Raw genomic sequence first — 25,433 nt, 5'->3', positions numbered from 1 at the left:
CATGAAGGCGGAAGAGTTGTCGATGGACGACTGGGCGAGCGCGCTCGCCGAGCAGAACGGCAACGAAACGCCTGCCGTGGCCAGCGCGGGCGTGTTCCAGCCCTTGTCGAAAGCCGCGGCGCCTTCGACGCGCAACGACATCGACATGATTCTCGACATCCCCGTGCAGATGACGGTGGAACTCGGCCGCACGAAGATCGCGATTCGCAACCTGCTGCAACTCGCGCAGGGTTCAGTCGTGGAACTCGACGGCATGGCGGGCGAGCCAATGGACGTGCTCGTGAACGGCTGTCTTATTGCGCAAGGCGAAGTGGTCGTCGTGAACGACAAGTTCGGTATTCGCCTGACCGACATCATCACGCCGTCCGAACGTATCCGGAAGTTGAATCGATGAAACGCTTTGCCGCCGTCCTGATTGCCTTCGTGCCTGCGCTGTCCCGCGCAGCCGATATGAACGCCGTGAACCACGCCGCGCAGATCGCTTCGAGCGTCGGCGCGGGAAGCGCCGTGCCGTCGCTCGGTTTCGGCGCGGTGTTGCAGACGCTGTTCGGTCTCGTCATCGTGATCGGCTTCGTGTTCGGTTGCGCGTGGCTCGCTCGCAAGTTCGGCTTGCAAGGCGGCAGGAAAGGCGGCCTCGTGAAAGTAGTGGGCGGCGCGTCGCTCGGCAACAAGGAGCGCGTGGCGGTCGTCGAAATAGGCGATACCTGGCTCGTGCTCGGCGCGGGGCCCGGCAACGTGCGCTTGCTGCATACCATGCCCGCCGGATCGGCGGATGCGGACGTAAGCGGCGAACCAGCACCGTCGGCCGCGCAAACGTTGCAAGGCAGTTTTGGTCAGCGGTTTCGCGATGCCCTCGCCGGTGAAGCGAACAAGCGTCTTCAGAAGTTCGTGGGCGGGAGCAAGTAATGCAGGTCAGTCGTAACATCGTGCGCGGCGTGAAACTGGCGCTGCCGGTCGTGATCGCCTTGTTGCCGGTCGCGGCGCTCGCGCAAAGCACGGCGGGTCTTCCCGCCTTCAATACCAGCCCCGGCCCGAACGGCGGCACGACGTACTCGCTCAGCGTGCAGACGATGTTGCTGCTGACGATGCTCTCGTTCCTCCCGGCCATGGTCCTGATGATGACGAGCTTCACGCGCATCATCATCGTGCTGTCGCTCTTGCGCCAGGCGCTCGGCACGACGAGCACGCCGCCTAATCAAGTGCTCGTGGGCCTCGCGTTGTTCCTCTCGTTTTTCGTGATGTCGCCGGTGCTCGACAAAGCCTACACCGACGCATACAAGCCCTTCTCCGACGGCACCATCGCGATGGATCAGGCCATGCAGCGCGGCGTCGCGCCCTTCAAGCAGTTCATGCTGAAGCAGACGCGCGAAGCGGATCTCGCGCTCTTCGCCCGCATCTCGAAGGCCGCGCCGATGAACGGTCCGGAAGACGTGCCGCTGTCGCTGCTGGTGCCTTCGTTCGTGACGAGCGAACTGAAGACGGGGTTTCAGATCGGCTTCACCATCTTTATTCCGTTCCTCATCATCGACGTGGTGGTGGCGAGCGTCTTGATGTCGATGGGCATGATGATGGTCTCGCCCACGACGATAGCGCTGCCCTTCAAGCTCATGCTGTTCGTGCTCGTCGATGGCTGGCAGTTGCTGATCGGCTCGCTTGCGCAGAGCTTCGTTTCGTAACGTTATCGTTTCTATTGAGGTTGCTGGAATGACACCCGAATCGGTCATGACCATAGCGCATCAGGCGATGTATGTCGCGTTGCTGCTGGCTGCCCCGCTCTTGCTGGTCGCGCTCGTCGTGGGTCTGGTGGTTAGTCTCTTTCAGGCGGCCACGCAGATCAACGAATCGACGCTCTCCTTCATTCCCAAGCTGATCGCCGTGGCGGTGACGCTCGTCATCGCAGGACCGTGGATGCTCACGACCATCCTCGATTACATGCGGCACGTGTTCACCATCACGCCTGCAATCACGGGCTGATTCGTTCGATGTTCTCGGTTACTTATGCGCAACTGAACGGCTGGCTCACGGCGTTTCTGTGGCCGTTCGTGCGCATCCTCGCCTTGATGGCCACCGCGCCGGTGCTGAACCATATGGCGTTGCCCACGCGCGTGAAGATCGCGCTGGCGGCCTTCATCACGCTGATCGTCGCGCCCACCTTACCCGCCATGCCCGACGCCACGGTGTTTTCAGCGGCGGGCGTGTGGATCATCGTCAATCAGTTCCTGATTGGCGCGGCCATTGGCATGACGATGCAAATAGCCTTTGCCGCCGTCGATGCGGCTGGCGAGTTCATCGGACAGCAAATGGGCCTCGGTTTCGCGATGCTTTACGATCCGCGCGCGGGTGGCAATGCCGTGGTGGTATCGCGCTATCTCAACACGCTGGCGATGCTGGCGTTTCTCGTCTTCGACGGGCATCTGCAACTGATCGCGGCACTGATCATGACCTTCCAGAGTGTGCCCGTCGATGTCAATGTCGTGGCGTCCGCTTCGCATGCGCAAGGTTGGCGGGTGATGGTGGGTTATGGCGCTTCGGTTTTTTCCACCGGGTTGTTGCTGTCGTTGCCGGTCGTGGCGGCGCTTCTTATCGCCAATCTCGCGCTCGGCATTCTGAATCGCGCGGCGCCGCAGATCGGCATCTTCCAGGTGGGTTTTCCGGTCACCATGCTCGTCGGCTTGTTGCTGCTTCAGTTGATGGTGCCTAATTTGATGCCGTTTTTTCAGCGGATCTTCGAGGCGGGGCTGGGACAGGTGGGAAGAATCGCGGGCTCGATGGGCCCTTGACGCCTCATTGCCCGCATCGTGGCTCACGGTGCGCGCATGCACGGCGCAACGTGCCCGACATACATGGGCCGTTCACCATACCGAACGACAGCGCCGTTGCGAATAAGGAACCAGCGGCGCTTGGCTCCCGTGTAACCGCCATAGCTGTTCTTCGCGTTGATGTCCGTGCACACGAGATAGCCATAAACGGCACGGTGCTCCGTCATGTTCTCGATAGCCTGATCCTTCGTTGGCGTGGAGAAATCGCCATAGCGCGCCGACTCGGGGTCTTTGAGCGTCTTCGCCATGGCCGCCTTGATGATGTCCTGATAATTCGACGGATATTCACCGTAGTCAGCGTCCGGCTCCGGCAGCGTCGCGGCCCACTGTGCCCGCCCGGCGTCGAGTTGTGCCGTGTTCTTGCGGGCAGGCGGCGAATCCGAGCCGCTTCCACACGCGACAAACATGATCGGACATGTCATTGCACAGAGCACAACGAGCGCGCGATCAATCCTCATTTCCGTCACCCGTCTCACCAAGCAGTCGGTATCTCATGGCGCACGAATCTTCGACGTTGCACTTAAGTCCGGTGCGTCAATCATAGGCAATCGTTCCCGGCTTCTTCCACTGAAAAAACGAAAAAAAGAGCATCGCCAAACCGCACGATGCCCTTCTCGAAGTTCCCTTAAAAAACGAGAGACAAAGACCCCTTATTAGCTGAGGTAGTTGAACAACGACAACTTCTGGATCTGCGAAAACGCCTGCTGTGCCGCCGTCAACGAGTTCTGCGTGAGCTCATAAGAACTGATCGCCGAAACCAGATCGATGCTCGTCAGATTCGCAAGATCGCTGGCGGTCTGCGTCTGCGAAGTCGCCATCGACGTCTGCGTGGCCTTCACTTCCTGCTCGCGGCCACCCACCACCGTCTGCGCAGACAACACGTTCGTGTAGGTGTTGTCGAGCTTGGTCGAAGCCGTCGACAACGCGTTGGTCAACGTCGCTTCCGAGGCTGGCGTGCCCGTCGGCTGCTTGAGCGCGCTGATCAAATTGTCGAGCGTCGCGAACACATCGTTGTTGCCCGATGCCGCCGGCTGCACCGTGAAGCTGTCGCCGTTCGCGGGCGCGCCGCTGACCGTCACCTTCTGACCGCCGAACGAAATCGCCGTGCCGGCCGTGTATGCGGTCGGTGTCGTCGACAACGACGAGTCAGGCGGCGTCGCGGTCACGAGGTAGCTCGTCGAACCATCCGTCGACGATACCGAAAACGCGATCGAATACGTGCTCGCATTGTTCGCGTTGCCCGGATCGGTCGTGCTCACCTTGCTGATCGTGGCCGTGCCCGTATTGGTCGCCGATGCCGACGGTACCGCGTCGCTATCCGTGGGCGACACGCCCATGAAAATCGACGCGCCGGTGTCGCCCACGGGAATCGAGCGGCCCGAGCTGATCTGCACCGTGCGCTGGCCGGCATCGCCCGAATACGTCGTGCCTACGCCGGAAGCATTGTTCGAAAACGGCGCGGTGCCGCCCTTTAAACCCGAGAAAATGTAATTGCCTTCGCTGTCGGTCGTGTTCGCGACGCTCATCAACTGGTCGCGATAACCCTGCAGCGTATCCGCAATCGATTTGCGATCCGCGTTCGTGAGGGAGCCATCGCCCGCGCGCACGACTTGCGTCTGAATGCTTTGCAGCACGCCGCTCACGTCGCTCAAGGTCGAATCTTCCTGCTGCAACGACGAAAGCGCCGTGGTCTGATTCGCGCTGTATTGCGTGAGCGTGGCGGTCTTCATCGTGAGCTGCACGGCCTGCGCGGCACCGAGCGGGTCGTCGGAAGCGGTCAGAATGCGCTTGCCCGACGAGATCTGCTGATACATCGAGGCAAGCGAGCTCTGCTGGTCGCTCATCGAAGCGACGTTCATGTTGAAATACTGCGAACTGGATATACGCATCGCTAAATGCCTCAGTTAAAGATGCCAAGCAGCGTCTGAAACAGCGTCGAAGCCGTCTGAATCACTTTGCTGTTCGCCTGATAAAGCTGCTGATACTGCATGAGGTTCGCCGCTTCCTCGTTCAGGTTCACGCCCTGCACGGACTGTTGCGCCGATGTCGCCTGACTGAGCAGCGCCGTTTGGGACGAGCTCGTGCTCTTCAGCTGGTTCGTCTGGTTGCCGATCTGGTTCACGTAGTTCGCATAGGAATTCGTGAGCGTGTCGGTGCCGTTCATCGACTTGGTCGACACCAGGTTCGACATGGTGAGCGCGTTGCTGCCGTCGCTCGTGCCGCCCGTGTTCGGATTGATGTTGAACACGTCCGTATTGGCCGGCTTGCCGCTGATCGTCGCGCTGATGCCGTTCGACGTGACAGTGAGCCCCTTCGACGAATCGTAGGGAATGGTCGTGTTGGCCGGGTAATTCGTGGTGCCCACGGTCACCGCGACATTCGACGTGAAGCCGCCCGCCGTCGAGTTGTACGTGAGCGCGATAGCCGAAGGCGTGCTGTAACCCGCCGCGACCGTCGCCGAGGAAATTGTGGCCGTACCGGTGTTCGCGGTCGCCGCCGATGTCACCGCGGGCGAAGCGGCCGCGATCGCGGAGCCGTTGGTCGTCGCGAGCTGGAAGTTGTCGAGCGAGGCGCGCGTCGGCTGAATGGAGAACGAGTCGCCCGCTTGCATCGTGCCCGACGGCGTGATCTTCAGACCGTCGAACGCGTTGGGCGGCGTGAAGCTGCCGAGCGCCTTGCCGCTCTGGGTGTCGGTCACGTCGAAGCCGGTGCCGTTATAGGTGACCGTGAGATCGCTGGACGTGGGCTGCGTGGCATCGGAGAACTCGGCCGTGACCGTGCCGGTGCCCTTGTTGCGCGCGTCGGCGTAGACGGTGGGCGAACCCGCCGAGAAGAGCGCGCCGCCAGCCTGGCCGTTCAGATCGAGGCCGAGCGAGTTCTGTCCGTTCAGTTGCGCGGCAAAGCTCGTCGCAATCGCGCCGAGTTGCGCTTGCGCCGGATCGAGCGTTTGCGAGCGGAAGTCCATCAGGCCGCCAACCACGCCGCCCGACAACGCGCTGGTATCGAGGTATTGCGTCTGCGCGGCGGTCGGCGTCGTGCCGTCCTTGCTCTTGAACGCGACCGTCAATTCGCTCGGGTCAGTCGGCGATGTCACCGTCTGCAATGCCGAAGCCGTGCCGCCGACGACGAGCGGCTGTCCGTTGCCGACGAAGATGTTGTAGTTGCCATCCGTTTGCACGACCTGCACGCCGACCATCGAGCTGAGACTCGCAACGGCCTGATCGCGCTGATCCATCAACTGATTGGGCTGCTGACCTTGCGCGCTGGCGACGTTGATTTGCTTGTTGAGATCAGCGATCTGTTGCGTGTAGCTGTTGATCGACGAGACCGCGCTCGTCAGTTGCGTGTTGACGCTCGAACGCAACTGGTCGTATTGCTCACCTGCCGAATTGAGCTGATTCGCGAGCGTCTGCGCGTTGCTCATGAGCGACTGGCGCGACGACGTGCTGCTCGCCGAATTCGCCACCGACTGCATGCCCGAAAAATAGTTGCTGATGCCGGTTGCGATACCGGTGGTCGGGTCGCCAACCAGGTTGTTCAGCTGCGAGATCAACGAGTAATAGGTGTTGGCGGCGCTGCTCGACGCGGTCGTGTTGTTGACCTGCGTGGTCAAATACTGGCTGTATTGACGCGTGACGGTAGTCGTCTGCACGCCGCTGCCGAGATAGCCGGAACCCGTGTACTGTCCCGACGACTCCTGAAACGAAGCCTTTTCGAGCGTATAGCCGGGCGTCGCCGCATTGCTGATGTTCTGCCCGGTGACTGTCAGGCCCCATTGAGCCGCATTCAGTCCCGACAGGCCGATATTGAAGATGTTGTTGGACATGCGTTGATCCTTGTCTTGGCGGCGATGGCGTCATGCAACGCCGCCGGATAGCTGCCTTGTTTATCGGCGAAGCGCCGGGAAAGTTGAGCGTTTCGGCAAACGTTCGCGGACCGGTTCTTCAACGCGGATACCGTGGACGGTTTGCTCGACTTGGGCATTATCGAGCGCGTCGTGCAAGCGCAATTTGCCGATTTGAAGGGGGTTTTGGGGCTTATTCGGATTGGATTTCGGCGGGCGCTTTTAGCTGTATCGCGACGCGAGGGAATGGAAAAAACCGGGAAACCTTGCAGCAGGACGGGCGGCGCTCAGAGCAGCGCCGCCGCGAGGGATGAAACCGATGTGAACGGCCGCCTTACTTCGCCAGCGCGCGCCGCTTCATTTCCAGTTGCGTAATGAGCCGCTGCAGCGTGTTTTCCGCCGATCCCGGCATCGAGATGAATTTGAAGCCGAGCGTGAAGCGGCGATCGCCCTTGGCCGTCGTCGATTCCCTGTGCGACACCAGCTTGATATCCACGGTCACCTTGCCGGTAGTCGTGAAGTGCAGTTCGGCATCCTGAATCACGATGCCCATCTCCAGGTCGGCCACGCGTTCGTCCGTGGTTCGCAACGCGACGCCGCCGAGCGAAAGATCATGCACTTCGAAGCGAAAGCGCTCGCCATCCGGCAGCGAACCGCTGCAAATGTAGGGGTCGAGCACCGGCGCTTCGACGCGGAAATATTCGCGACGCTGCATGTAGTAAAGCACCGGCGGAAACTCGGCCTCGAAAGCGGGACGTCCGTCGAACACGGTCTCACGCGCGGCGCCCGTGGTGAATTCGAGTCGCACGCCGTCCGGCGCCGAACTGAAAATCAGCTTGGGCGCAGCCAGCACGTGACGATTCTGTTCCGCCATGCCGCCCCAGTCGAACGTAAAGCGATGTCCCGTAACATCGACGTCCAAAAGGCGCGTAACAATCTGCCCGTCGCCGTATTGCGCGGTCAAAAAGTCGCCGCGATGGGCAAGGTTGCGCAACGACACACCGATCTCCAGCGGATTGCGTCGTCCAAAGTCCACGATCGGCGCAATGTCGTCGTCGGCGAAGTCCTGCATGTGATTGATATTCATTGTGCTGGCCGTATTCATTGGTCGCGTACCGTCCATTTCCGCTACGCCACGTGTCGAACCGGCTCACCTTCGAACCGGCAGTTTCTTCTTAGGGATAGCGGCAAACTGCCAGCAAAGTTTAGACAGGCAGCCCCGAAAAATATGTGGCGCGCCGTCCCTACGAGGACTAAAACGTTTGCACATGCACGAAGCAGGCCAAAGAGCGCGCATGGCTCTAAATCAACGTATTGAGCGCCGAGCGCAAAAAGGCAGGATCGTTCCGCCGTTGACGAAACGCCTGCCTTTCGGTCGAATTCGAAAACGCTTCGTCAGGCGATCTGACGCATGATCGAGATCAACTTTTTCGCGTATTGGGGATCGGTCGCGTAGCCTGCCTTTTGCATGCCGTGCGCGAAGCCCGCGACATCGCGCGATGCCTCCACGACCGGCGCGTAACGCGGATTGTTCTTGATGACGCTCGCGTAGTCGGTGAGCGCGGCTTCGTAGGAATCGTAGGCGCGAAAGCGCTCCACGACCTTCTTCGGCTGACCGTTGACGTATTCCGTCGTTACCGAATCCACTGTCTTGCCGGTCCAGTTCGACGTCGCCTTGATGCCGAAAATGTTGTGGCTCGTCGCGCCGTTCGCGTACTTGATCTCGCGCTTGCCCCAGCCCGATTCCAGCGCCGCCTGGCCGATGATGAAGCGCGCCGGAATGCCCGTTGCCGCGCTCGCGGCTTGCGCGGGCGTGGCCAGCCGTTCGACGAACGCGTTGACCTTGTCCGAACCGTTGCCGCGCACGCCCGGATCGAGCGCGTCGGCGCCCGTGTAGCCGTTGCCGCTGTTGAGCGATGCGCCGCTCTTGTTGGCCTGCGCCGCGGCGTAGGCCTTGGCCATTGCGTTCATTGCGGCGATGTTGCCCGCGTTCGCGTCGCTGCTGCCGCCGCCGCCCGACAGCGCGTTCATCGCGTTCATGCCGTTTGCCGCGCCGCCCGTGGCCGACGTGTCCTTGATGCCCGCCGTGCGCATGAGCTGCTTGTACATCGCGTCCGCCACGCCAATACCCTTCGACGACATCTGCTGCGACAACTGCTGGTCGAGCATCGCCGTGAACGACTTCGTATCGTTCGACTCGAACGGGCTGTCCGAGGGCGTCGCATCGCGCATGCTCTTGAGCATCATCGTCGTGAAGACCGCATCGAACTGCTTGGCTGCCGCCTTCAAACCCTGTTGCGGCGATGCGTTGGCCTGCGCGCGCAACGCGTCGAAGCCCTGCGTATCGAGCGCGAAGCGGTTGGTCAGGTTCGACAGTCCGCCCGTCTCGGTAGATGCCAATGCCGTGTTGGCGATACCGCTCGAAGTCGAGTTCATGTGCCGTCGTCCCTTAGATGATTTCGAGGTCGGCGCGCAGTGCGCCCGCCGCCTTCATCGACTGAAGGATCGAGATCAGATCGGCCGGTGTCGCGCCGAGTGCGTTCAAGCCCTTCACCACGTCCGCCAGATTCGCGCCCGCCGAAAGCATCTTGAGCGCGCCGCTATCCTGCTTCAACTGAATTGACGATTCCTTCGCGGCGACCGTCTGGCCGTTCGAGAACGCGTTAGGCTGGCTCACCGCCGTCTTCGTGTTGATGACGACCGACAGGTTGCCGTGAGCGACCGCGCAATTTTGCAGCGTGACCATCTGATTCATCACGATGGAGCCGGTGCGTGCATTCAGAATGACCTTGGCCGCGGCTTGCGCCGGACGCACGTCGATGTTTTGCAATTGCGCCATGAACGATACCTGTTCACTCGCTTCGGACGGCGCGCGCAACTGAATCGTGCGGCCGTCGAGCGCGAGCGCCGTGCCCGTGCCGAACTGGTTGTTCACGGCCGCGACGATGCGCTGGGTCGTGTCGAAATCCATCTCGCGCAGTTCCATCTGCATGGTGCCGCCTTGTTGCAGCACCGTGCTCTGCACCGCGCGTTCGACGAGCGCGCCGCCGGAAATGCGGCCCACCGCGAGTTGATTGACCTGCACCTTGCTGCCGTTCGCACTTGCGCCCGCGCCGCCGACGACGAGGTTGCCCTGCGCCATCGCGTAGACCTGACCGTCCGCGCCCTTCAGCGGCGACATCAGCAAGGTGCCGCCGCGCAGGCTCTTGGCGTTGCCGAGCGAGGACACGGTCACGTCGATCGCTTCGCCGGGACGCGCGAACGGCGGCAACGTAGCCGTCACCATCACGGCGGCGACGTTCTTCAATTGCATGTTCGATGTGGTCGCTGAATTCACCGTGATGCCCAGGTTGCCGAGCATGTTGGTCAAGCTCTGCGTGGTGAACGGCGTCTGCATGGTCTGGTCGCCCGTGCCGTCGAGACCGACGACGAGGCCATAACCGATCAGCGGATTGTCACGCACGCCTTGAAAGGAGACGAGGTCTTTCAGGCGCTCGGCGTGCGCATGCGGAACGGAGCCGATGGCGACGACAGCAGCCGCGAGCGAGAACGAGAGGAAGCGAAGGAGCGAATTCATGATCGGTCAGAACGGCGCGACGTTGAGGAAGAAGCGCTGGAGCCAGCCCATGTTTTGCGCTTCGTCGATATAACCCTTCGCCGAATATTCGATCTTCGCATCGGCGATCTGCGTGGAGTAGACCGTGTTGCTGCCCGAGATGGTCGTCGGATTGACGACGCCCGAGAAACGCACGTATTCGTTACCCTGGTTGATGAGCATCTGCTTTTCGCCGCTGACCATCAGATTGCCGTTCGACATCACTTCGGTGACGGTGACGGTGAGCGTGCCGCTGAACGTGTTGGCCGCGCTTGCGCCGCCGCCCGCCGTGAACTTGTTGGCGCCCGTGGCCGACAGGTTCGTGTTGTTGAAGAGGCCGCCGAAGACGCCCGGCACGGTCGGCACGGCGAACGCACCCGTGCCGGTGCGGTTGGTGTTCGCCGCCGACGACTTCGTCGCGTTGACGTTTTCCGAGATCACGATGGTCAGGATGTCGCCGACGTTGCGCGGACGCTGATCTTCGAACAGCGGCCGGCCCGCATAGCCCGCGTTGTAGATCGCGCCGGGCGAACGCGTGCCGATGGGCGGCTGCGGCGGACGCGCGGTCATCGGCTGCTGGATGATCGGTTCCTTCGGCACGAGGCCGCAAGCGGCAAGCGCCGCGCCGAGCGCGAGAAGCGATGCAAGGCGTGACGCGCGAACGATAGTGTTGAGTGGCGACATCTTGATGATCCGTTTAATGCTTCTGCGTCAAACCTGCATCTGGGAAAGCGTCTGCAGCATCTGGTCGGACGTGGTCACGGCCTTGCTGTTGATCTCGTAGGCGCGCTGCGTCTGGATCATGTTGACCAGTTCCTGCACCACGTTCACGTTCGACGCTTCCACATAGCCTTGTTGCAGCGAGCCCGTGCCATTCAGGCCCGGTTGCGAAACGTTCGGCGCGCCCGAGCTGCCCGTTTCGGCGAAGAGGTTTTCGCCCTTCGCTTCGAGACCGGCCGGGTTGATGAACGACGCGAGCGTGATCTGGCCGACCGTCGTGCTGGCCGTGCTGCTCGGCTGCGTGACCGAGACCGTGCCGTCCGAGCCGATGGTGATCGCGGTCGCGTTTTGCGGAATCGTGATCGCCGGATTCAATTGATAGCCGCTCGACGTGACGAGCTGGCCTTGCGCGTTGGTCTGGAACGAACCGTCGCGGGTGTAGGCGGTCGTGCCGTCGGGCATCGTCACCTGGAAGAAGCCTTGACCGTTGATCGCGACGTCCTTCGAGTTGCCGGTCTGTTGCAGGTTGCCCTGCGTGTAAAGGCGTTCGGTCGCGACTTGCTGCACGCCGGTGCCGAGCTGGCTGCCCGACGCGAGTTCGGTTTGCTGCGTGGAGTTCGCGCCCGGCTGACGCACTGTCTGATAAAGCAGATCCTCGAACACCGCGCGCGAGCCCTTGAAGCCGTTGGTGCTCACGTTGGCGAGGTTGTTCGAGATCACGTCCATCTGCGACTGCTGAGCATTCATGCCGGTCGCGGCGATATAGAGGGAGCGGTTCATGTCGTTCGTTTCCTAATGTCTTGGCTGTGCGGCTTAGCTGAAGTTCAGCAGCTTGTTCGCCGATTGTTCGTTCTGGTCCGCGGATTCCATCAGCTTGGTCTGCATCTGGAACTGGCGTGCGTTGGAGATCATCGAGACCATCGCGGAGACCGGGTTCACGTTGCTGCCTTCGAGCGAGCCGCCTGCCACGACCACATTCGGGTCCGCTTCGGCGGGGTCGCCATCGGCGGTATGGAAGAGGCCGTCATCGCCGCGCGACAGCGTCGACGGATCGGGATTCACGAGCTTCAGCTGATCCACCGTCGCGATCGCCGTGGGCGGATCGCCCGGAATCAGCGCGGACACCGTGCCGTCCTTGCCGACCGTCACTTCCGCGCCCGGCGGAATGGACAGCGGGCCGCTCGTGCCGAGCACCGGCAAGTTGTTCGCCGTGACGAGCTGACCGTTCTGATCCACGTGCAGATTGCCGGCGCGCGTGTAGGCCTCGTTGCCGTCGGCCGTTTGCACGGAGAGCCAGCCGGGTCCCTGAATCGCGACATCGAGCGGATTGCCCGTTTGCGAGATCGGGCCTGCCGAGTAGTCCGCGTTCGGCGTGGACGAGAGCACGAAAGTGCGCGTCGTGCCATCGGCGGACTGGTTCTCGAACGACATCGGCACTTGACGGAACGCCGCGAGTTGAGCCTTGAAGCCCGTGGTCGATGCGTTCGCCAGGTTGTTCGCCACGACGCTCTGTTGTTCGAGCGCCTGGCTTGCGCCGGTCATCGCGGTGTAGATCAGACGGTCCATGAATCGCTTCCTTCCTTGACTGACTTGGCGACGCTTACAGGTTGATGACCGCTTGGTCGACGGCCTGCTGCGTCTTGATCGTCTGCGCGTTCGCCTGATAGTTGCGCTGCGCGGTGATCAGGCTCACGAGTTCGCTCGTCAGATCGACGTTCGAGTCTTCCACCGCGCCGCCTTGCAGCACGCCGTGGTTGGTCGAGCCCGGAACCGCGACCTGCGCCGCGCCCGAAGCCGCCGTCTGTGCGTAGACGTTGCCGCCCAGGTTCTGCAGACCGTTCTGGTTGTTGAAGTTGGCAATCGCGATCTGGCCGAGCGACTTGGTCTGGCCGTTCGAGTAGTTGCCCGTCAGCATGCCGTCCGTGCCGACCGTGAAGCCGGTCAGTTCGCCCGTGCTGTTGCCGTCCTGATGCAGATTCGCGAGACCGCTCGTCGCGCCGTATTGCGTCGTGCCGGTGAGATCGAGCGTGAGCGACTGCGTGGTCGTGCCGCTCGGGTCCGCGCCGTTGGGAATCGTGAAGGTGTATTTCGGGCTGCTCGTCAGGTTGCCCGACGTATCGAACGTGACCGCGCCGAGATCCGACTTTTGCGTGACCGGATCGCCGTAACCCGCGAACGCCTCCCACGAGCCCGTCGCGGACTTCGTGAAGTACACCGAGACCTTCTGCGTGCCGCCGAGCGAATCGTAGGCATCGACCGAGGTCGAGGCGTTGTACGTGTTGCCGTTGGTCGGATCGAACGCGGCCTTGTCCTTCACTGCGTCCTGCGAATTCAGGTTGAACGACGCGGTGATGGTCTTCGTCGCGGTCGGCGCGATATTGGCCGTCGGCACCGACAGCGGCACCGTGCTTGCGCTGTTGACCACACCGTTCGAATCCGCCGCGTAGCCCATCAGTTGCAGGCCGGCCGAGTTGACGATCTTGCCGGTGTTGTCGAGGTGGAACACGCCGTTACGCGAGTACACGGTCGAACCGTTGTTCGACAACTGATAGAAACCGTTGCCGTTGATGGCGACGTCGAGCGCCTGGTTGGTCGTCGTGATCGTGCCTTGCGAGAATTGCTGCTGCACTTCGGACAGGCGCGTGCCGATACCGATCTGGTTGCTGACGGCGGTGGCCATCGAGCTTGCGTACATATCGGCGAATTGCGCCTGGCCTTGCTTGAAGCCGACCGTGTTCGCGTTCGCGATGTTGTTGCCGATCACGTCGAGGTCGCTCGATGCAGCGCCCAGACCGCTCAGTGCTTGTTGATAGCTCATGTGTTTCTCTCTGGAATGTCTGTTTGTTTAAAGAATCGAGGCGACGCTCGACAGTGCGACCGTGGAGCCGTTCGCGAGCTTGAGACCCGGTGCGCCGCCCGTCATCTGCACGACGCTCTGGACTTGCGAGGCCGCGAGCGTGGTCGCCGTTGCCTGCTGGCCGTTGATCGTGCCTTGCGCGGTGATCGTGTAAGTGCCGTCGGCGAGCGTATTGCCCTTCGAGTCGACCGGCTTCCAGCCCGAGACCGGCACGACGCCTGCGCTCTGCGCGCCGAGGTCGAGCGTGTTGACGATCTGGCCGGACGAGTTCTTGACGACGACCTGAAGGTCGCTCACGTCGTTGGCGAGCTGCACGCCGAAAGTCGACGACGCGCCACTCGATACCGACACGTTGCTGCCCGAGGCGAGCACGGTCGAACCGATGAGCATCGCCGCTTGCGTCGACTGGCCGGCGGAAAGCTGCGTGGCGAGCGAGGACAGCGACGTGTTCAACTGACCGATGCCCGACACCGTGTTGATCTGCGCGAGCTGCGAAGTCATCTGCGAGCTGTCGGCGGGGTTGGTCGGGTCCTGGTTCTTCAACTGCGTCACGAGCAGCGTGAGAAAGGTGTTCTGCAGGTCCGATGCGGACGTGCCCGAAGTCGAACTGGAGCTCGAGCTGGACGACGTCGAGGAAGCCGACGACGCGCCGTTCATGGTGTCGAGGAGCGTCTGCGACACCGTGGTGCCGTTGCTGCCGATGGTTGTGCTGGTTGTCACGTTATGTTCCTTCAGGTTCCGATGGTGAGGGTCTTGAGCATCAATTGCTTCGCGGTATTGAGCGTTTCGACGTTCGCCTGATAGGAACGCGACGCGGACATCATGTTGACCATTTCCTGCACCGGATCGACGTTCGGCAGCGTCACGTAGCCGTCCGCGTTCGCCGCCGGGTTGCTCGGGTCGTAGCTGGTTTTCATCGGGCTCGGGTCGTCGATCACGCCGGTGACCTGCACGCCGCCGACTTGCTGACCGGAGCCGCTCTTCGCGCCGCCGAGCGGATCGACCGCGAACACGACCTGCTTCGCCTTGTACGCCTGGCCGTCGGGGCCGGTGGTGCTGTCCGCGTTGGCCAGATTCGACGCGGTGACGTTCAGGCGTTGCGCCTGAGCCGACATCGCCGAACCGGCCACGCTGAAAATGTTCATCAAAGAAGGCATGGTTTTCTGGCTCCTTAACTGTTCGACGTGATCGCCGAAAGCATCGACTTGATCTGCGAACTCAACACCGTCATGCCGGCTTCGAAGTGCAGCGCGTTGTCCGCGAATTGCACGCGCTCGGCGTCGAGATCGACCGTATTGCCGTCGAGCGACGGCTGGTTCGGCACGCGATAGGCGAGGCGGCCGTAGTCGTCGCTCGAACCGCCGGATGCGGTGAGCGTCGAAGTGCCCGACATGTGGCCGCGCGCCGTGACCGCCATTGCCGCGCCGGCGCTCACGCTGACCGGCTGCGCCATTGCCAGCGTGCCGGTGCTGCTCGTGCCCGCGCTGCTCGCCGTGCCAGTGGCGCCGCCTTTCTTCAGCGCGCCAGCAAGGGCGGACGAGAAATCGACGTCGCGCGCTTTGTAGCCCGGCGTGTCCGCGTTGGCGATATTCGACGAAAGCAGTTCCTGCCGATACGCGCGGACATCGAGCGCTTCGCGGCCGAAGGCGAATTCCTTGTCGAGTTTGTCTAGCATCACCGTCCTCTACAGATGTTTGGTTCGGGTCCGGCATCGCCAAGACCTTTTTGCATGACACGAATATTAGGAGCGGCGCGCAACAACTAATCCGACGAATAACCGGGAAACGGGGCCTCTATTCAACGCTTGATCGCCGCGCGGTCTATCTAGAATCTGGTTCGTGGTCGATAGGAATGGTTTGGGAGTCGAAGCGGCCGTGATGTTCGTGGGACTGATCGGGTGGATGGGCTCGGCCGCCGTGGCATTGCGGCGGGGTTTGTCCAGCGATGTGCAGTTGCCGTCTTGTCCGCGCCCCGGCCTGGGCAAGACGAGTCAGTCGAATGGGAGTGCCGCCGTGGAAATCGCGGCGTGTCGTTAGCGGTTTGCAGTCGCCGTCCTGTCCGCGCCCCCGCAAAGGGCAGGACGGCTCAATCGAATCAGAACGCCGACGCGGCATTCGCGGCGCGCGAGGGAGAGAAGTAATGAGCAGGTCCGCCAGTCATTCGTCGAAGGCTCTTGCCCGCGTCGCCGCGATGGAGCGCCGCGTGCAGAAGGCGTCGTCGCTTGCGCGACGCTCGGCGGCTGGCGTGGCCCTCCTGTTCGTCGGGGCCGCTGGTTTTGGCTTTACGGCGAACGCTTACGCGCAGCAGGACGATGGTCCTATCGTCATTCCGGGCAACGCGGAGACGAATCCGGCAGCCGCGGCGGAAATGGCGAAGGGTCTCAAGACCGCGAAAGCCGCGCCCGCGACCACGCCCGCACCGGTGGCCGCCGTTTCTCAGGCAGCAATTTCATCCGCGATGATGTCGCGCCCGAGCGGCTACGGCGATGCCAGCAAAGCCGCCGATGCCGCCATGCGCCATGCCGCGCTCGCGCTCGAAGCGCGCGCCGAAGCCGCCGACGACGCCATGGACGACGCAAGCGGCATGATCGTCATTCCCGGTCCGGGCGAAGCGAAGGCGCAAACGGGCGTTGGAACGGCGCGCGCGGCGGCCCCTGCTAATCAGAATGCAGTAAGCGGCGCGATGAGCGCGCCCGTTTCCAAGGTTGCCGATGCTCCGGGCGCCGCTCAAACCGCAGCTCAACCCGATACCGCCGCGAACGCGAATCTGCGCAGAGTCGCCTCCGTCACGCCATCGCGCGATGTGATTCCCGTGGTCGTCACCCGCGACGACGCCATTCCCGCCCGCAACGGTGCCGTGCGTCCGATCGCGGCAGGCACGACGGCGCCCGTTTCCAGCGCGGCATCGCCGATGAAGCGCGTCAGTTTCAATCCGTCCGCCGCGGCGGGAGCCGCCGCAGCGCCCGCCGCGACGACGCTGCCACAGGCGAACGCCACCGGCGCCACCGTCCAGGACGGCGAGAGCATTCGCGCGGCTGCCGTGGCTTTTCTTCAGCAACAAACCGCCGGACTGCCGGGCAAGGTCGAGATCACCGTGACGCCTGCGTTCCCGCGAGGTCTCGCGCCGTGTTCGTCGATCGATCCGTTCATGCCGACCGGCGCACGGCTCTGGGGCCGTATGACAGTAGGCGTGCGCTGCGTCGGCGAGCGCCCGTGGACGCTCTATCTGCAAGCGCGCGTGGCGATCAACGCGACTTACTATACGGCGGCGCGCGCGATCGCTCCCGGCGAGATGCTCGGTCAGGGCGATGTGGTCGCCCACGAAGGCGATATCACCGCGATGCCGCAGGCCACCGTCACCGATCCCGCGCAAGCCGTGGGCGCCATCGCGCTGTCGCGCGTGCCGGCGGGGTTGCCGCTGCGCACCGACATGCTGCGCGCTGCCAGCTCGGTTGCCGTCGGCCAGACGGTGCATGTCGTCACGGATGGCTCCGGATTCTCGATTTCCGCCGAAGGCAGCGTGATGAACAACGCCGCGCCCGGCCAGCAAGTCCGCGTGAAGACGGCCAACGGACAGATCATCACCGGCATCGTGAAGGACAGTCAGACCGTCGAGATACGGATGTGAGACGGCTTGAGGAAGATATCTGCGAATCAGGTCGTGAAAGACAGTAAGACCGTCGAGATGCGTGACCGAAGGTGGCTCTTTTCGGCGCTCCATCGTCCGAACGAATCGGTCTGAACGAGCCGCTAGAGCCCTTATGTGGGCCAGATAACAGTTTGTTTCACTTTGTTGCAATTGCTCTGACGCCCGCCCCGTAAGGCTTTGCGGGCGACGAGCGAGTCGATGCCCCGTATGGGTCCCCCGGTTGGGTAAAGTTTCCAAACACCCCCGCCGATAAAGGACTCAACAAGTACGGGAATAGACATCGTGAAAATCGAATCGAATAGCAACATCGCACTGGCTGGAATTCAAGACGCTACACAACGTGCATCGCAAAACGACGCCAAGAGCGCTTCTAGCGTGGCGCAAGCCGGCACGACCGCCGCGCAGAACTCGAAAGTGAGTCTGTCATCGCTGTCGTCGGGTCTGCGCGCGTCGAACAGCGCCGACGTCGATACGGCGAAAGTCGATTCGATCAAGGCTGCACTGCGCGACGGCAGCTACAAGATTGACGCCGGCAAGATCGCCGACGGCATGCTGAGTTCCGCGCGCGACATGCTGCAAACCAGAACCGCGCCCGCTGGCGCCTGAGTTCTCTCTCCGCCGCGCCCGCTTTCGCTTCGAAAGCAGACGCGCAACGGAACCGGAATTCGACGGCGGCAGGCGCATTGTGAAACCCGCGTTTTTTTAGCGAGCTGCAATGAGAGACGCCCTGCTGTCCACCGTTACCGAAGAAGTCGCCGCCGTTCTGGCGTTCGAAGCCCTCCTCGCCCACGAGGAAAAGGCGCTGATCGCCGCGCAGCCGCTCGAAGCGCTGCCGGGAATCATCGAGAACAAGACCGAGCTGACCGAGCGCATCGCCGCGCTCGAGAAAGATCGCGACGCGCATTTGCACGCGCTCGACCTGCCGGGCGGTTTCGCCGGCATGGAAGTCGCCGCTCAGGGCGATGCGCGCATCGCCGAGCAATGGGCGTTGTTGTGCGCCGCCGCTCGCCGTGCGCGTCAAGGCAACAACAACAACGGCGTGTTGATCCGCACGCGCATGGAATACAACCGAAAGGCGCTCGCCGCGTTGCAGGTTGCGCCGTCGAAGGCGGGCTTTTACGGGCCGGATGGGCGGTTGCCGGGAGCTTGAGGATTTGTTGGAGGGTTGCATTTGCCGTGTGCGCTTTCGGGCCGGCGCGGCTTGCTCCGCTGGCACTCGGTAAACGACAGCCGTTCTCCAACGCTTTCTCGGGCTTCTTGTCTCGATCGGGGCGCACGTCGCTTGGCGCTCCTGGCTGGCGGCCGAGGCTGGTTATCTGTCGGCGGGTTGGTTTTTCGACGCGGTCGCGCCTGATTCGATCGCCGGCTTGCTGACGCCTCTGGCTCTTGCGAAAGCCCGCTGTTTTGCAGTCGTTCGAAGCTCCGCGCAGCCTCTAGCCGGGCGGGCGCGGTGAACGATCCGCGCCTTTCGAACCGTCGGCACATGATTCCGCCGAGTGTGCCGATGGCCGCAGCGGCAAGCGTCGACGCTCCCTTTCACCGATAAGCCTCGCACTTCTTGTAGCGTCGGAGCTTGCTTCAGTCCGCTGGCGTCCGACTTTCGGCGAATGCCAACGCTTACATCCGATCGGCGCGGCACATCGCCGGATCAACGCTTCCGCCGCGCGGCGCGTCCGTTCCAAAGCCTCTCATCACCCGAATAAACCCCCTTTCCCCGGCCTTATCCGCCGATGGTGGCTCGACGTCCTCCGCAATAATCGCTTTCATCAAGAAGCGGCTTCGCGCCGCGTGCATGGCGATTAACGCAGTCGAACCGGAGTCGAAGCGCGGTGGCAGAAGAAAGCGATCTCGAAAAAACCGAATCAGCCACTCCCAGGCGCCTCGAAAAGGCGCGGGAGGAAGGCCAGGTTGCGCGCTCGCGGGAACTCGCATCGTTCGCGCTCCTCGCGGCGGGATTTTTCGGGGTATGGGGTTTGTCGGGTCCGATCTACGGTCATCTGCAAGGCATTCTGCGCGGCGCGTTCACCTTCAATCACGAGAACGTGCTCGATACCCACCAGATGATGATCGGCGCTGCCAACGCCAGCAAGGAAGGCATGCTCGCCATGCTGCCGGTGCTCGCGCTCACCGCCGCCGCCGCGCTCGCCGCACCCATGGCGCTCGGCGGCTGGCTCATCACCACGAAGCCGCTTGCCCCGAACTTCGGCCGGCTCAATCCGATCAGCGGCCTCGGCAAGATGTTCTCGTCGAACGGTCCGATCCAGCTCGGCATGTCGATGCTGAAAACCGTGGTCGTCGGCGGCATGGCGGGCTCGGCCATGTGGAGCCGCAAGGCCGAAGTGCTCGGTCTTTTGACCAAGCCGCTCGACCTCGCGCTCGCCGATGCCATGCATCTGCTGTTCGTGTGCTGCGGCATGGCCATCGGCGGCCTCTTTCTCGTCGCCGCCGTCGATGTGCCGTATCAGCTTTATTCGCACGCGAAGAAGCTGCGCATGAGCAAGGAAGAAGTGAAGCGCGAACACAAGGAAAGCGAAGGCGACCCGCACGTGAAGGGCCGCATCCGTGCGCAACAACGCGCCGCCGCCCGGCGCCGCATGATGCAGGCAATTCCGACCGCCGATGTCATCGTCACCAACCCGACGCACTTCGCCGTCGCCCTCAAATACGCCGATGGAGAAATGCGCGCGCCGAAGGTCGTCGCCAAGGGTGTGGATCTGGTGGCCGCGCGTATCCGCGAATTGGGCCGCGAGCATAACGTGCCGCTGCTCGAAGCGCCGCCGCTTGCGCGTGCGCTCTATCACAACGTGGAAATCAACCGCGAGATTCCGGGCGCGCTGTACGGCGCTGTCGCGCAGGTGCTGGCGTGGGTTTATCAGCTGCGCCGGTATCGCGAAGACGGCGGCGCCAAGCCGGACGATCCGTCCGATCTCGAAGTACCGAAAGAACTCGACAAGGGCAGCGTCTCCGACGCCGATGCCGAACAAGAAGCCGCCGATGTACTCGGCGCCGATGACACCTCGAATGGAGCCGCAGCATGAACGCGCGCGCTGGATTTTTCGCCAAACGGCCCGACGCGCTCGGCACGCAGAATTTGCGCGCGCTCGCCGGTCCGATCCTGATCTGCATGATCCTCGGCATGATGATTTTGCCGTTGCCGGCGTTCCTGCTGGATCTGCTGTTCACCTTCAACATAGCGCTCTCGGTGATGGTGCTGCTCGTCAGCATGTACACACAGAAGCCGCTCGACTTCGCGGCCTTCCCCGCCGTGCTGCTGTTCTCGACGCTGCTGCGCCTGTCGCTGAACGTGGCGTCCACGCGGATCGTGCTGCTCGAAGGTCATACCGGCCCGGACGCTGCCGGTCAGGTGATCGAATCGTTCGGCCACTTTCTCGTTGGCGGCAATTTCGCCGTGGGTATCGTCGTCTTCGTGATTCTGATGATCATCAACTTCATGGTGATCACGAAGGGCGCGGGACGTATCGCGGAAGTCGGCGCGCGCTTCACTCTCGACGCGATGCCCGGCAAGCAGATGGCCATCGACGCCGACCTGAACGCCGGCCTCATCAACGAAGAAACCGCGAAGAAGCGCCGCACGGCGGTGGCGCAAGAAGCCGAGTTCTACGGTTCGATGGACGGTGCGAGCAAGTTCGTGCGCGGCGACGCGATTGCGGGCTTGCTGATCATGGTGATCAACATCGTGGGCGGGCTGATCGTCGGCATGCTTCAGCACGACATGGACTTCGGCCACGCGGCGACGAACTACACGCTCCTGACCATCGGCGATGGCCTCGTCGCGCAGATTCCTTCGCTCATCATTTCGACGGCGGCGGGCGTGATCGTGTCGCGCGTCGCGACCGAGGAAGACATCGGTACGCAGTTGACCGGCCAGTTGTTCCAGAACCCGCGCGTGTTGATGATCACGGGCGTGATCATCGGCGTGATGGGGTTGATTCCGGGCATGCCGCACTTTGCGTTCATGCTGCTCGGTGGCGGCTTGATCTACGCCGCGCGTTCGATGAACAAGCGCGCCGAAGCGAAGAAGAAAGCCGGCAACGTTACGGACATCACGCCGGTCGCGGCCGCGCCGGTGGAGAATGCCGAAGCGAGCTGGGACGATGTCGCGCTGATCGATCCGCTCGGCCTCGAAGTGGGCTACCGGCTGATTCCGCTCGTCGATCGCAATACGGATGGAGAATTGCTCAAGCGTATCAAGGGCATTCGCAAGAAGTTCGCGCAGGAAATCGGGTTTTTGCCGCCTGTCATTCATATTCGCGACAACCTGGAATTGCGGCCGAACGGCTATCGCATTGCGCTGAAGGGCGTGGAAGTGGGCGTTGGCGAAGTGTTTCCGGGACAGTGGCTCGCGATCAATCCGGGGCAGGTGTCGGTGACTTTGCCGGGCCCGCAGACGCAGGACCCGGCGTTCGGCCTGCCGGCAGTGTGGATCGACACGAATATGCGCGAACAGGCGCAGGTTTATGGCTACACGGTCGTCGATGCCAGCACGGTGGTCGCGACGCATTTGAATCATCTCGTCGTGACGCACGCGGCGGAATTGCTTGGGCGTCAGGAAGTGCAGGCGTTGCTGGATCGTATTGGCAAGGACACGCCGTCGCTCACCGAGGATCTCGTGCCGAAGACCATTTCGCTCACGCTGTTGCAGAAGGTGCTGCAGAATTTGCTCGACGAAAGCGTGCCGATTCGCGACATGCGCACCATTCTCGACGCGGTGCAGGAGCACGCGCCGCGACTTGCCGATCCGTACGAGCTTACGGCTGCGGTGCGCCTTGCGCTCGGCCGCGCGATTTCGCAGCAGTGGTTTCCGGGCACCGACGACCTTCAGGTGATGGGCCTCGATCCAATGCTGGAGCGTGTGTTGTCGCAGGCGCTTTCGACGGGCGCGAACCCCGGACTGGAGCCGGGGCTTGCGCAGACGCTGATGAACTCGACGCAGAACGCGATGCTGCGTCAGCAGAACTTGGGCTTGCCGCCGGTGCTGCTCGTGCAGCATTCGCTACGCGCGATGCTTGCGCGGTTCCTGCGCCGGAGTCTGCCGCAGTTGAAGGTGCTTTCTTATGCGGAAGTGCCGGATACGCGGAATGTGAAAGTGGTTAATTTGATTGGGGCTTGAGGTGCGGGCCTTGATTCGATAATCAATTAAGCGTGGCGCTGATCAGACTTCGAAGATTGCGCGCATCGAACACAACGGTTTTCCACGTGTAGTAATTCGCGCGTTCGAACTGAATCTTGCCGACCGCTTGTTGCGACTCCGCAATTGCCAAGACCGCGCCCGGCATCTTTTGGGCGCGGTACTGCAAATGAATGATCTCCCCTTCTAGAAGACGCTTCGCGCTCGTCGCGGCAATCACGATGGAAGGCGTGGGCGTATCGATGACATGGTCGGCGATCAAGCCACCGGATATCGGCAACTCAACGTCCGACACATGCGCGAGGCCCAAATCGCTTGCAATCTCGTCGATCGCGCATTTCAAGCGGACCGTGAACTCATTGCTACCCTGGCGTTCGGCGCGAGACGTAGCTACGCCATAAAGCTGTTGCGCTGCCTCCGCGACGCGGAACACATAGGGCGCAAGAAGACGTTCGTCGATTGTCGTAGCGCGGATTACTTCGTCATCGCAGAGGCGCGCCGGACTGTTTTGAGCAAACGCGTCCGACCAGCGCTCGACGGCGCCCGACTCGACATCGCCACCCGCCATACTTGCGTGAAAGCAGGATTCTCCGTTTTCATCGATAACAAAACCGTCGTCGCGAGAACGAATACGCACCACCACGCGATCGCCTGTTCCCGGATATTCGAGCGGCGTAATGACGCGATACACGCCGTTCGAGTCAGCGTGAACTTCGAATAGCGCGCAGATTGTTTGTTTAAGTGTGTCTGCTAGCACGATAAGTCGCCCTGGCCGTCTTGCTCGTTTGAGATCGTGATGCCCGTCGCCTTACAGAACAACACGATCAAAGCGCCACGATCATTTTCCGCACGTGGATCGAAACGTTTCGACGACTTAAGGTTAAGCTCCGGCGCGCCCGGCAGCAAGCGGTTCCGATAATCGCTTGTCGTCCGACACGGCACCTTGCAGTGCAAACCCTTATGGCTTGGATGGTAATGAAACTCGAGCAAGGGATAGAGATCGCCCTTCGGCAGCGAGCAAAGCAGATGCGCGTAGAACGCGCGGTCTTCGAGTTGTTCTCCGTCGCGCCAAACGAACAATACGAAGTGGTCGTCCGACACGCGAATGAGTTCGGTGGCGTGAACGCGCGGCCTCGCCATCCGATTAAATGGCTTCGGCCACTTGTTCTTGACCATCTGCTTGAACTTTGGCGAGCCGGTCAGCGTTTTGCGCACTTGCTTATGCGCAGCAAGATCCTGTGGAAGCAAGGCGGTCTCTCAAGTATTTGAAGCGACCGCGTCGCACCGAAGGAGCAGTCGATAGATTCGTTTTAGTTCTATCGATGCTAACCGCCTTGCGTGATGGAAACTGCTTCGTCCACCGAATTTTTCAATCGCCCTGACAATTTCTGCTTGGAGCCTCAACACTCCACGATATTCACCGCCAACCCACCCCGCGAAGTCTCCTTATACTTCGTCTTCATATCCGCCCCTGTCTCGCGCATGGTTTTAATGACCGAATCCAGCGATACATAATGCGATCCATCGCCACGCATCGCCATGCGCGCCGCGTTGACGGCCTTCACCGATCCCATCGCGTTACGTTCGATGCACGGAATCTGCACCATGCCGCCCACCGGGTCGCACGTGAGCCCAAGGTTGTGCTCCATGCCGATTTCCGCCGCGTTCTCCACCTGCGCGGGCGTGCCGCCCATCACCGCCGCAAGTCCCCCGGCGGCCATCGAGCACGCAACGCCCACTTCGCCCTGACATCCCACTTCCGCGCCAGAAATCGACGCGTTCATCTTGTAGAGGATGCCAATGGCCGCCGCCGTCAGCAGAAAATCGATCACGCCCTGCGCATTCGATCCCGGCAAAAACCGATCGTAGTAATGCAGTACCGCTGGAATGATGCCCGCCGCGCCGTTCGTCGGCGCCGTCACCACGCGGCCGCCAACCGCGTTCTCTTCATTCACGGCGATGGCGTAGAGGTTGATCCAGTCCATCATCGATAGCGGATCGCGCAGCGCCTGCTCGGGTTTGCCGGCGAGCGCGCGATACAACACCGGCGCACGCCGCTTCACCTGGAACGGACCCGGCAGATGCCCATCCGCATCCGGATTGCCGATGCCGCAGCCGCGCGCGACGCAATCCTGCATCACGTCCCAGATTCGCAACAAGCCCGCGCGAATCTCGTCCTCGCTACGCCACACGCGCTCGTTTTCCCACATCAGTTGCGCGATGGACTTGCCCGAATCGGCGCACATCTTCATCAACTCATCGCCCGTCTTGAAGGCGTAGGGCAAGTGTTCGATGGCCGTAAGCACCGCCGTGTTCGCCGCGCCCGCCGTCACCACGAAGCCGCCGCCCACCGACAGATACGTCGCCTCGCGCAACGGCTCGCCGCTCGCATCGAATGCGTGCAGCTTCATGCCGTTCGGATGCTCCGGCAACGCCTGCCGATAGAACGCAATGTTCTCCTTCAGCGTGAACGGAATCTCGTGCGTGCCGAGCAGCGCGAGCGTCCTGGACGTGCGTACGGTTTCGAGGCGCGGCGCGATGGTGCCCGCATCGACCGTGTCGGGGGCATCGCCCATCAAGCCGAGCATGACGCCGCGGTCCGTGCCGTGGCCTTTACCCGTCGCACCGAGCGATCCGTACAGCTCGCATTTCACCGATGCCACCGCGTCCAGCAGCCCATCGCGTTCGAGCCCTTGCGCGAACATCAGCGCGGCGCGCATCGGGCCCACGGTATGTGAGCTCGAAGGTCCGATGCCGATCTTGAAGAGGTCGAATACGCTGACTGCCATGAATGCTCCTTG

At 62.2% G+C, this 25,433-nt stretch carries 26 protein-coding genes; 11 read left to right on the top strand and 15 right to left on the bottom strand.

The genetic code is table 11. The features are described 5' to 3' along the window. Window position 1: 1 nt before the first annotated feature. From fliN to fliR, 5 genes are read left to right on the top strand one after another with little or no spacing between them, the layout of a single operon-like run. A complete protein-coding gene (gene fliN, locus ACYQ47_RS22485; RefSeq protein WP_244828135.1) occupies window positions 2-394 on the top strand; it encodes a flagellar motor switch protein FliN in 393 nt (130 codons plus the stop codon). Further along, window positions 391-906 carry a flagellar biosynthetic protein FliO gene (fliO, locus tag ACYQ47_RS22480; protein WP_250526377.1) on the top strand — a complete coding sequence of 172 codons (516 nt, stop codon included), beginning with the start codon at window positions 391-393 and terminating at the stop codon, window positions 904-906. Before fliN ends, fliO begins: the two co-directional genes overlap by 4 nt. Then, complete coding sequence (fliP, locus tag ACYQ47_RS22475) at window positions 906-1,676, top strand: flagellar type III secretion system pore protein FliP (protein WP_244826545.1); 771 nt, start codon at window positions 906-908, stop codon at window positions 1,674-1,676. The genes fliO and fliP overlap by 1 nt, the downstream gene beginning before the upstream one ends. A gap of 28 nt (window positions 1,677-1,704) precedes the next feature. Next, on the top strand, window positions 1,705-1,974 hold the full coding sequence (gene fliQ, locus ACYQ47_RS22470) for a flagellar biosynthesis protein FliQ (protein WP_244826546.1): 270 nt from the start codon (window positions 1,705-1,707) through the stop codon (window positions 1,972-1,974). Window positions 1,975-1,982: 8 nt separating this feature from the next. Continuing rightward, window positions 1,983-2,780: a flagellar biosynthetic protein FliR gene (gene fliR / locus ACYQ47_RS22465; protein WP_459906989.1), complete on the top strand. Its 798-nt coding sequence runs from the start codon at window positions 1,983-1,985 to the stop codon at window positions 2,778-2,780. 23 nt (window positions 2,781-2,803) lie between these two features. Here the strand turns inward: fliR and ACYQ47_RS22460 are convergent, their stop codons facing one another. From ACYQ47_RS22460 to flgB, 13 genes are all read right to left on the bottom strand, one after another. After that, a complete protein-coding gene (locus ACYQ47_RS22460) occupies window positions 2,804-3,226 on the bottom strand; it encodes a hypothetical protein (protein ID WP_250466040.1) in 423 nt (140 codons plus the stop codon). A 246-nt stretch (window positions 3,227-3,472) separates the two neighbouring features. Further along, complete coding sequence (gene flgL / locus ACYQ47_RS22455; RefSeq protein ID WP_309844822.1) at window positions 3,473-4,708, bottom strand: flagellar hook-associated protein FlgL; 1,236 nt, start codon at window positions 4,706-4,708, stop codon at window positions 3,473-3,475. Window positions 4,709-4,719: 11 nt separating this feature from the next. Then, window positions 4,720-6,645: a flagellar hook-associated protein FlgK gene (gene flgK, locus ACYQ47_RS22450; protein WP_244826550.1), complete on the bottom strand. Its 1,926-nt coding sequence runs from the start codon at window positions 6,643-6,645 to the stop codon at window positions 4,720-4,722. Window positions 6,646-6,997: 352 nt separating this feature from the next. After that, window positions 6,998-7,786 (bottom strand): flagellar brake protein, encoded by a 789-nt coding sequence (locus ACYQ47_RS22445; RefSeq protein ID WP_370652046.1) that lies wholly within the window; start codon window positions 7,784-7,786, stop codon window positions 6,998-7,000. A 272-nt stretch (window positions 7,787-8,058) separates the two neighbouring features. Then, a complete protein-coding gene (flgJ, locus tag ACYQ47_RS22440; protein WP_309844826.1) occupies window positions 8,059-9,099 on the bottom strand; it encodes a flagellar assembly peptidoglycan hydrolase FlgJ in 1,041 nt (346 codons plus the stop codon). A 13-nt stretch (window positions 9,100-9,112) separates the two neighbouring features. Next, a complete protein-coding gene (locus ACYQ47_RS22435; RefSeq protein ID WP_244826553.1) occupies window positions 9,113-10,240 on the bottom strand; it encodes a flagellar basal body P-ring protein FlgI in 1,128 nt (375 codons plus the stop codon). Window positions 10,241-10,246: 6 nt separating this feature from the next. Further along, entirely contained in the window at window positions 10,247-10,942 is a 696-nt protein-coding gene (locus ACYQ47_RS22430) for a flagellar basal body L-ring protein FlgH (RefSeq protein WP_244826554.1), read from the bottom strand. A gap of 27 nt (window positions 10,943-10,969) precedes the next feature. Beyond that, window positions 10,970-11,758, bottom strand: coding sequence for a flagellar basal-body rod protein FlgG (flgG, locus tag ACYQ47_RS22425; RefSeq protein ID WP_244826555.1), 789 nt, complete (start codon window positions 11,756-11,758; stop codon window positions 10,970-10,972). 33 nt (window positions 11,759-11,791) lie between these two features. After that, the gene (gene flgF, locus ACYQ47_RS22420; protein WP_244826556.1) at window positions 11,792-12,544 is read right to left on the bottom strand and encodes a flagellar basal-body rod protein FlgF; all 753 of its coding nucleotides are present in this window, start codon (window positions 12,542-12,544) and stop codon (window positions 11,792-11,794) included. A 34-nt stretch (window positions 12,545-12,578) separates the two neighbouring features. After that, window positions 12,579-13,796, bottom strand: a complete 1,218-nt coding sequence (gene flgE / locus ACYQ47_RS22415) for a flagellar hook protein FlgE (protein WP_244826557.1) — start codon at window positions 13,794-13,796, stop codon at window positions 12,579-12,581. Window positions 13,797-13,823: 27 nt separating this feature from the next. Then, on the bottom strand, window positions 13,824-14,555 hold the full coding sequence (locus tag ACYQ47_RS22410) for a flagellar hook assembly protein FlgD (RefSeq protein WP_250466045.1): 732 nt from the start codon (window positions 14,553-14,555) through the stop codon (window positions 13,824-13,826). Window positions 14,556-14,566: 11 nt separating this feature from the next. Continuing rightward, window positions 14,567-14,992 carry a flagellar basal body rod protein FlgC gene (gene flgC / locus ACYQ47_RS22405; RefSeq protein ID WP_244826559.1) on the bottom strand — a complete coding sequence of 142 codons (426 nt, stop codon included), beginning with the start codon at window positions 14,990-14,992 and terminating at the stop codon, window positions 14,567-14,569. A gap of 14 nt (window positions 14,993-15,006) precedes the next feature. Then, window positions 15,007-15,510, bottom strand: a complete 504-nt coding sequence (gene flgB, locus ACYQ47_RS22400) for a flagellar basal body rod protein FlgB (RefSeq protein ID WP_244826560.1) — start codon at window positions 15,508-15,510, stop codon at window positions 15,007-15,009. A gap of 464 nt (window positions 15,511-15,974) precedes the next feature. Here flgB and flgA point away from each other — a divergent pair, with 464 nt between their 5' ends. The 5 genes from flgA to flhA all read left to right on the top strand — a co-directional run bounded on the left by flgA (window position 15,975) and on the right by flhA (window position 22,614). Beyond that, on the top strand, window positions 15,975-17,462 hold the full coding sequence (gene flgA / locus ACYQ47_RS22395; RefSeq protein ID WP_459906982.1) for a flagellar basal body P-ring formation chaperone FlgA: 1,488 nt from the start codon (window positions 15,975-15,977) through the stop codon (window positions 17,460-17,462). 303 nt (window positions 17,463-17,765) lie between these two features. Further along, window positions 17,766-18,089: a flagellar biosynthesis anti-sigma factor FlgM gene (gene flgM / locus ACYQ47_RS22390; RefSeq protein WP_244826562.1), complete on the top strand. Its 324-nt coding sequence runs from the start codon at window positions 17,766-17,768 to the stop codon at window positions 18,087-18,089. A 109-nt stretch (window positions 18,090-18,198) separates the two neighbouring features. Further along, on the top strand, window positions 18,199-18,633 hold the full coding sequence (locus ACYQ47_RS22385) for a flagella synthesis protein FlgN (RefSeq protein WP_250466048.1): 435 nt from the start codon (window positions 18,199-18,201) through the stop codon (window positions 18,631-18,633). A gap of 679 nt (window positions 18,634-19,312) precedes the next feature. After that, window positions 19,313-20,521, top strand: coding sequence for a flagellar biosynthesis protein FlhB (flhB, locus tag ACYQ47_RS22380; RefSeq protein WP_244826564.1), 1,209 nt, complete (start codon window positions 19,313-19,315; stop codon window positions 20,519-20,521). Continuing rightward, on the top strand, window positions 20,518-22,614 hold the full coding sequence (gene flhA / locus ACYQ47_RS22375; protein WP_244826565.1) for a flagellar biosynthesis protein FlhA: 2,097 nt from the start codon (window positions 20,518-20,520) through the stop codon (window positions 22,612-22,614). Before flhB ends, flhA begins: the two co-directional genes overlap by 4 nt. A 22-nt stretch (window positions 22,615-22,636) precedes the next feature. On the opposite strand, the gene ACYQ47_RS22370 is transcribed toward flhA, so the two are convergent. Next, window positions 22,637-23,389, bottom strand: a complete 753-nt coding sequence (locus ACYQ47_RS22370) for a hypothetical protein (protein ID WP_459906978.1) — start codon at window positions 23,387-23,389, stop codon at window positions 22,637-22,639. Window positions 23,390-23,607: 218 nt separating this feature from the next. Between ACYQ47_RS22370 and ACYQ47_RS22365 the strand changes: the two genes are divergently transcribed. Beyond that, window positions 23,608-23,901 (top strand): hypothetical protein, encoded by a 294-nt coding sequence (locus tag ACYQ47_RS22365; RefSeq protein ID WP_310394413.1) that lies wholly within the window; start codon window positions 23,608-23,610, stop codon window positions 23,899-23,901. Between the two features lie 131 nt (window positions 23,902-24,032). On the opposite strand, the gene ACYQ47_RS22360 is transcribed toward ACYQ47_RS22365, so the two are convergent. Beyond that, window positions 24,033-25,421 (bottom strand): L-serine ammonia-lyase, encoded by a 1,389-nt coding sequence (locus ACYQ47_RS22360; RefSeq protein ID WP_250526387.1) that lies wholly within the window; start codon window positions 25,419-25,421, stop codon window positions 24,033-24,035. Window positions 25,422-25,433 lie beyond the last annotated feature (12 nt).

The sequence above is a fragment of the Caballeronia sp. HLA56 genome, from assembly GCF_054655155.1.
This window is presented reverse-complemented; position numbering and strand designations above follow the sequence as displayed.

Excerpts from the sequence above, each read along its gene's own strand:
- fliN (WP_244828135.1), top strand. The coding sequence starts at position 2 with ATGAAGGCGGAAGAGTTGTCGATGGACGACTGGGCGAGCGCGCTCGCC.
- fliO (WP_250526377.1), top strand. The coding sequence starts at position 391 with ATGAAACGCTTTGCCGCCGTCCTGATTGCCTTCGTGCCTGCGCTGTCC.
- fliP (WP_244826545.1), top strand. The coding sequence starts at position 906 with ATGCAGGTCAGTCGTAACATCGTGCGCGGCGTGAAACTGGCGCTGCCG.
- fliQ (WP_244826546.1), top strand. The coding sequence starts at position 1,705 with ATGACACCCGAATCGGTCATGACCATAGCGCATCAGGCGATGTATGTC.
- fliR (WP_459906989.1), top strand. The coding sequence starts at position 1,983 with ATGTTCTCGGTTACTTATGCGCAACTGAACGGCTGGCTCACGGCGTTT.
- ACYQ47_RS22460 (WP_250466040.1), bottom strand. The coding sequence starts at position 3,226 with ATGTTTGTCGCGTGTGGAAGCGGCTCGGATTCGCCGCCTGCCCGCAAG.
- flgL (WP_309844822.1), bottom strand. The coding sequence starts at position 4,708 with ATGCGTATATCCAGTTCGCAGTATTTCAACATGAACGTCGCTTCGATG.
- flgK (WP_244826550.1), bottom strand. The coding sequence starts at position 6,645 with ATGTCCAACAACATCTTCAATATCGGCCTGTCGGGACTGAATGCGGCT.
- ACYQ47_RS22445 (WP_370652046.1), bottom strand. The coding sequence starts at position 7,786 with ATGGACGGTACGCGACCAATGAATACGGCCAGCACAATGAATATCAAT.
- flgJ (WP_309844826.1), bottom strand. The coding sequence starts at position 9,099 with ATGAACTCGACTTCGAGCGGTATCGCCAACACGGCATTGGCATCTACC.
- ACYQ47_RS22435 (WP_244826553.1), bottom strand. The coding sequence starts at position 10,240 with ATGAATTCGCTCCTTCGCTTCCTCTCGTTCTCGCTCGCGGCTGCTGTC.
- ACYQ47_RS22430 (WP_244826554.1), bottom strand. The coding sequence starts at position 10,942 with ATGTCGCCACTCAACACTATCGTTCGCGCGTCACGCCTTGCATCGCTT.
- flgG (WP_244826555.1), bottom strand. The coding sequence starts at position 11,758 with ATGAACCGCTCCCTCTATATCGCCGCGACCGGCATGAATGCTCAGCAG.
- flgF (WP_244826556.1), bottom strand. The coding sequence starts at position 12,544 with ATGGACCGTCTGATCTACACCGCGATGACCGGCGCAAGCCAGGCGCTC.
- flgE (WP_244826557.1), bottom strand. The coding sequence starts at position 13,796 with ATGAGCTATCAACAAGCACTGAGCGGTCTGGGCGCTGCATCGAGCGAC.
- flgC (WP_244826559.1), bottom strand. The coding sequence starts at position 14,992 with ATGCCTTCTTTGATGAACATTTTCAGCGTGGCCGGTTCGGCGATGTCG.
- flgB (WP_244826560.1), bottom strand. The coding sequence starts at position 15,510 with ATGCTAGACAAACTCGACAAGGAATTCGCCTTCGGCCGCGAAGCGCTC.
- flgA (WP_459906982.1), top strand. The coding sequence starts at position 15,975 with ATGAGCAGGTCCGCCAGTCATTCGTCGAAGGCTCTTGCCCGCGTCGCC.
- ACYQ47_RS22385 (WP_250466048.1), top strand. The coding sequence starts at position 18,199 with ATGAGAGACGCCCTGCTGTCCACCGTTACCGAAGAAGTCGCCGCCGTT.
- flhA (WP_244826565.1), top strand. The coding sequence starts at position 20,518 with ATGAACGCGCGCGCTGGATTTTTCGCCAAACGGCCCGACGCGCTCGGC.
- ACYQ47_RS22365 (WP_310394413.1), top strand. The coding sequence starts at position 23,608 with ATGAAACTCGAGCAAGGGATAGAGATCGCCCTTCGGCAGCGAGCAAAG.
- ACYQ47_RS22360 (WP_250526387.1), bottom strand. The coding sequence starts at position 25,421 with ATGGCAGTCAGCGTATTCGACCTCTTCAAGATCGGCATCGGACCTTCG.